At 54.1% G+C, this 4,026-nt stretch carries 7 protein-coding genes; 2 read left to right on the top strand and 5 right to left on the bottom strand.

All coding sequences use genetic code 11. The features are described 5' to 3' along the window. Both BN874_RS25515 and BN874_RS08340 read left to right on the top strand, forming a co-directional pair. Nucleotides 1-229: hypothetical protein (locus tag BN874_RS25515; protein ID WP_230314369.1), on the top strand; the 229-nt coding region annotated here is incomplete at its 5' end. Next, the gene (locus BN874_RS08340) at nt 216-491 is read left to right on the top strand and encodes a PIN domain-containing protein (RefSeq protein WP_230314370.1); all 276 of its coding nucleotides are present in this window, start codon (nt 216-218) and stop codon (nt 489-491) included. The genes BN874_RS25515 and BN874_RS08340, both read left to right, overlap by 14 nt. A 170-nt stretch (nt 492-661) precedes the next feature. Here the strand turns inward: BN874_RS08340 and BN874_RS08345 are convergent, their stop codons facing one another. From BN874_RS08345 to BN874_RS25055, 5 genes are all read right to left on the bottom strand, one after another. Further along, nucleotides 662-1,594: a hypothetical protein gene (locus tag BN874_RS08345; RefSeq protein ID WP_034432031.1), complete on the bottom strand. Its 933-nt coding sequence runs from the start codon at nt 1,592-1,594 to the stop codon at nt 662-664. Continuing rightward, a complete protein-coding gene (locus BN874_RS08350) occupies nt 1,591-2,748 on the bottom strand; it encodes a hypothetical protein (RefSeq protein ID WP_034432033.1) in 1,158 nt (385 codons plus the stop codon). Before BN874_RS08350 ends, BN874_RS08345 begins: the two co-directional genes overlap by 4 nt. Next, the gene (locus BN874_RS22400; protein WP_051497592.1) at nt 2,736-3,104 is read right to left on the bottom strand and encodes a hypothetical protein; all 369 of its coding nucleotides are present in this window, start codon (nt 3,102-3,104) and stop codon (nt 2,736-2,738) included. The genes BN874_RS08350 and BN874_RS22400 overlap by 13 nt, the downstream gene beginning before the upstream one ends. Nucleotides 3,105-3,177: 73 nt before the next feature. After that, the gene (locus BN874_RS08360; protein ID WP_051497593.1) at nt 3,178-3,711 is read right to left on the bottom strand and encodes a DUF4123 domain-containing protein; all 534 of its coding nucleotides are present in this window, start codon (nt 3,709-3,711) and stop codon (nt 3,178-3,180) included. A 51-nt stretch (nt 3,712-3,762) separates the two neighbouring features. Beyond that, a partial coding sequence (locus BN874_RS25055) for a hypothetical protein (protein ID WP_195912142.1) occupies nt 3,763-4,026 on the bottom strand: 264 nt, incomplete at its 5' end.

Consider the following 4,026-nt stretch of genomic DNA (forward strand, 5'->3'; position numbering starts at 1 on the left):
AACGACGGGTTTGATTATGCGACCGCTTAACGAAAAAGACGGCGGCGACGGCGGTTCATTCCCGCCTGGCGCTCTGCTCCGTGCCGATTCGCATCGCCTTCTGGCTGGCGAATCGAGTCTCTACGCATCCGCTCAAGCAGGCGGGGGTCGTTCGTCATCCATGACTCACTTCTTGGATCATACGACGCCGAGTGGCCCAGCGACCGGTAGTAACCGTGCTGCGGCTTGAACTAGATGCTGGCGAAGCAGAAGCGCTCGCCTGCGCACTCGAACTCAATGCCGATCTCGTCTTGCTGGACGAGCGGCGGGCGCGCGAAATCGCGCAACGCCTGGGACTGCGGTTCATCGGGTTGCTCGGTGTCCTGATCGAAGCTCAGCGCCAGCGCCGACTACCCCGCGTTCGTCCGGTGTTGGATAGCTTGCGCCAGAAAGCCGGTTTCTGGATGACCGACGCACTATATCAACGAGTAATCGCGGCGGCAGGCGAATGACTTGGATGGAATACCGCCTGATCGTGGTGTTTCAATCCGGGGCCTATGGATTAACCGCCAGCCCGGCGGCGTTTTTGAGTCATCCGCCTTGCGTGGAAGTGCTGGCGTAAATAGATGCAGGTCTGTTGGATATGGGGTCCACCGCGCCAGAGCATCCCCTACCTCTATTTCTACTTCGCGGAGACGGATACCGGCTTGGATTCGCTGACCAACCCGACCAGCATTAACGGCTTATCATCGTCGCCCAACAGTGGAAGTACCAAATCGATATCCACCTTATAACGTCCTGGCTCCCAGCTAAAATCAGACTGGAAGCGTAAGGCAATCCCCTCGCCCGATCCAAGTCGTACCCGTGGACCAATGATCGAAGGATTGGCTACCTCGAAATTACTACGGCCAAGCGGCAGGAATTGTTGATGAGCGCTGCTCAGTTCAGCCAAAGGAATATCGGTTCGTACTGCTACAAGATCACCCTGACTCGCCTTCTCGCCCCATTGAGTGGGTGCATCCAAAAAGAAAGGCTTTTGCCCTACATTGCCGAGTACAAGGTCAAAGGGTGTCCGCTGTCCAGCGATCACCTGTTCCGGGAACATACTGACCTGCATGACGATGGCAACTACAGGAGACTTCAATAAGAAAAGAATGATCGATTCGATGGTGCTTTCAGCTTGGGCAAATGGAGCCGGGGTTGCCAATTCTTCCCCAACCAGTTTGACCAACGGGCTGTTCTCCGGCCCGATCACTTTAATTTCCCTAAAAGTCTCGTCAGGAACCAACTGTACCTGACTGGGCGCCCCAAGAAATGCAGGGCTGGTCGTGTCCCGCGACAACTGTGCAATTAAATGTGCGGGCACAACTGCACGAAACAATCCCGCTGGACCCGAACGACGATCTCGATTGCTGCCGATTTTGAGAACAGCAGCGCCATCCGGTCTCACGGTTAATTCCGTCTCGAACCGATCATCCGCCTTGTTCGAGGTATAACTAATGATATTCGACATGGACTTTTCCTGAGCCAGCGCTGGCATAGCAACGATCACACTCAACCCGCCAAGCAAGGTCGCCACTAACCAGACGATTGAAAAACGCCAAACGCTCGTCATTTGATCTTCCACTGCTCGCCGGTTTTACCGGCGAACCAGTCGCGGAAATCCCAACCGTATTCCGGCGGCACGGTCAAACCGCTACTCATGACATGCGAAGGCGCAGGATCTTGCCACCGAGGAGTAGTGCCGGTCGCGCCCCCGGTGTATTCGTCATACCATGCCAATAAATGCCCGGTTTCATGCGCCCAGCTATTATCACGAGTCTTCACCCGGGTCCAATTGCTGGCATTGGCTCGACCGGCTCCCTGGAACAGATTGACGTCATGATGCTGGCCGCTCTCCACAAAATCGACCACGATTTTAATCGGTTTGAGGCAGATACAGGCGGCAGCGAAAGCGCACGACTCCCGATAAAGCTTCATCTTTTTGGATAGTTTACCTTCGACATCCGCCTTCATGCTGGCCTTATCCTCGTCACTGACTGGATCACCTGCATCTGGCATTGGATCAGTGGCCGAAGCGGGTTTCTGACCCTGGCGATTGATGAGTTTGATCTTAACAGTGACTACGACCTCATCATTTGAATACTGGATATCGAATTTGCCGGTCCAGCCAAAACGGCCACTGCTACAGGCAATGGTCTTGGTTTCGGGACCGTAATCCGGATATTCGAAAAAGCCGAACTGATTGGAACTCTTGGCTTTCTGCCCATCAGCGCTGACATCAAACAGATATTTATCGTTTTTCTGGTGATCATTCGGCCGCTTCGGTTGCCATGCCAAATCCCGGACTTTTTGCCCATTCATAGGAGCGGATACCGATTTCAGCGCTTTATTATCCCGGACACGATAAATGCTAAAGGTGGTATTAGCTCCTTCGGAAATCTGGACTCCATCCGCTTCAACGTGACCCGGATCGCCGCATTTGACCTCGGTTTCCTTGAATTGTCCCGAAATCGATTTCTGTAATGGACAGGGCTGCACTGGATCAGCAGGTTTTTTAGCCGGTGGCTTGTTTGTATCGTCTTCTTCCTTTCCGCCATGCTTTTTATACAATTCCACCCATTCCTGGCGCAAACCGGCTTGGCTGGGATCCGTCGCTGACAAAGGAATGCGCTTACCCTCTTTTACCAATTCCGGGTGCTTGGCGTAAAACTCATCATCCGCTGCCTTGACCGCATCGCTGTTCAGAGGTCTGCTTAGCCTACCCATTTTGGCCCCCTCAGCGCTTCCAACTCACGACTATCAATAAGGTTCATCTTGGCGGTACCCGTCAGATCGTTGCGCCGCAGAATATCCCCAATCCATTGCGTTTCTTCCCGAACATCCAGCCGGGTTCCGTAGATCACCAGATATTCGAGAAATCGTCGAATATCGTCCTCGTACTCAATACCATAGCCCTCAGCCTTCTTCATGCTGCTCTGTACCACAACCCGAATTTTATCATCGGCCAAGTCTTTGGTGCGATCAGGAAATTTTTCCCGCAGATGCTTGACCATACGCCACTCAAATTGCTCGCGCATATAGCCGCTCAATACCTCCATTTGTTCCTTGCGAATGCTTAGCATCGTTCAGTCCCCTGCCGATATTTTAATCACTGATTAAATCTATCCAGCCCACGCGAAGCGGCATTTTGACCGATCAGGCCAGCCGTACCAATTCGCTCCCGCATGGCTCCCCATCCGGCCAGAACTTCAACAGCGCGGTGGGATCAGCGTCCTCAACGATATAGCGAAGCACTGGACCGAACACCGTCCGCAGTTCTGGTGTGTTGCAAGTCGGCAGATACACTCGCAACACCCGTGGATCGTAATAGCGGAAATAAACCGGCTTGCCTTCGGGGGTGTACACCATCAGGAACGAGCGGAAATGTTGCCGTAAGGCGCGAAAATGGGCGTTGCTGATCACGAAAATGCCCCAGTGTTTGCCCCAGCCTTCCGACAACACCCACTCGGCGAAAGGAGTATCGGGCTGAAATGCCGCCAGATAAGGCGCTGTTTGCGCCACATCGGGTTGAAGTTCCCCGCGCAACAGGCATACCGATTCGATTTGCCACTGCGCCAGCCTTTGCGGCAATTCAGGAACCGAGGCACCATCCAGCACGGCATAAACCATCGCGCCTGGAATAGCGAACAGTTGCTCGCGCAAAACCTTCAGCGGAACCTGGTCAGACATGGTGCAAACTCCGATTCGTCCCATTGAATAACTGTGTGATTGCGTGAATCATCATGATTGCCCCGCTGCTCTTCTTGCTTCCTCACATTTTTCGCAAAACGGGGCACCGGACTGAGCGGCGTTAGCCAATGACTGCGCCTGCGAGCTTTCATAGGCACTCACTTCCACCGAATCCAGAGAGGACGCTTGCTTCTGGATCGGTGTCGCCGCCGTGTCGGAGAGTTCGCCGGGATCAGCCGTGGCGGCTTCCTGCGGCGCGGTCGGTGCGGTCGGCAGATCGGAAGAGCGTCGTGTAGGGAAAGAGTGTAGATCTCG

It is taken from the genome of Candidatus Contendobacter odensis Run_B_J11 (assembly GCF_000531125.1).
GTDB classification, from domain to species: domain Bacteria; phylum Pseudomonadota; class Gammaproteobacteria; order Competibacterales; family Competibacteraceae; genus Contendibacter; species Contendibacter odensensis.

Bases quoted from the DNA above. Each gene is read 5' to 3' on its own strand.
- BN874_RS08345 (WP_034432031.1), bottom strand. From the start codon at position 1,594: ATGACGAGCGTTTGGCGTTTTTCAATCGTCTGGTTAGTGGCGACCTTG.
- BN874_RS08350 (WP_034432033.1), bottom strand. From the start codon at position 2,748: ATGGGTAGGCTAAGCAGACCTCTGAACAGCGATGCGGTCAAGGCAGCG.
- BN874_RS22400 (WP_051497592.1), bottom strand. From the start codon at position 3,104: ATGCTAAGCATTCGCAAGGAACAAATGGAGGTATTGAGCGGCTATATG.
- BN874_RS08360 (WP_051497593.1), bottom strand. From the start codon at position 3,711: ATGTCTGACCAGGTTCCGCTGAAGGTTTTGCGCGAGCAACTGTTCGCT.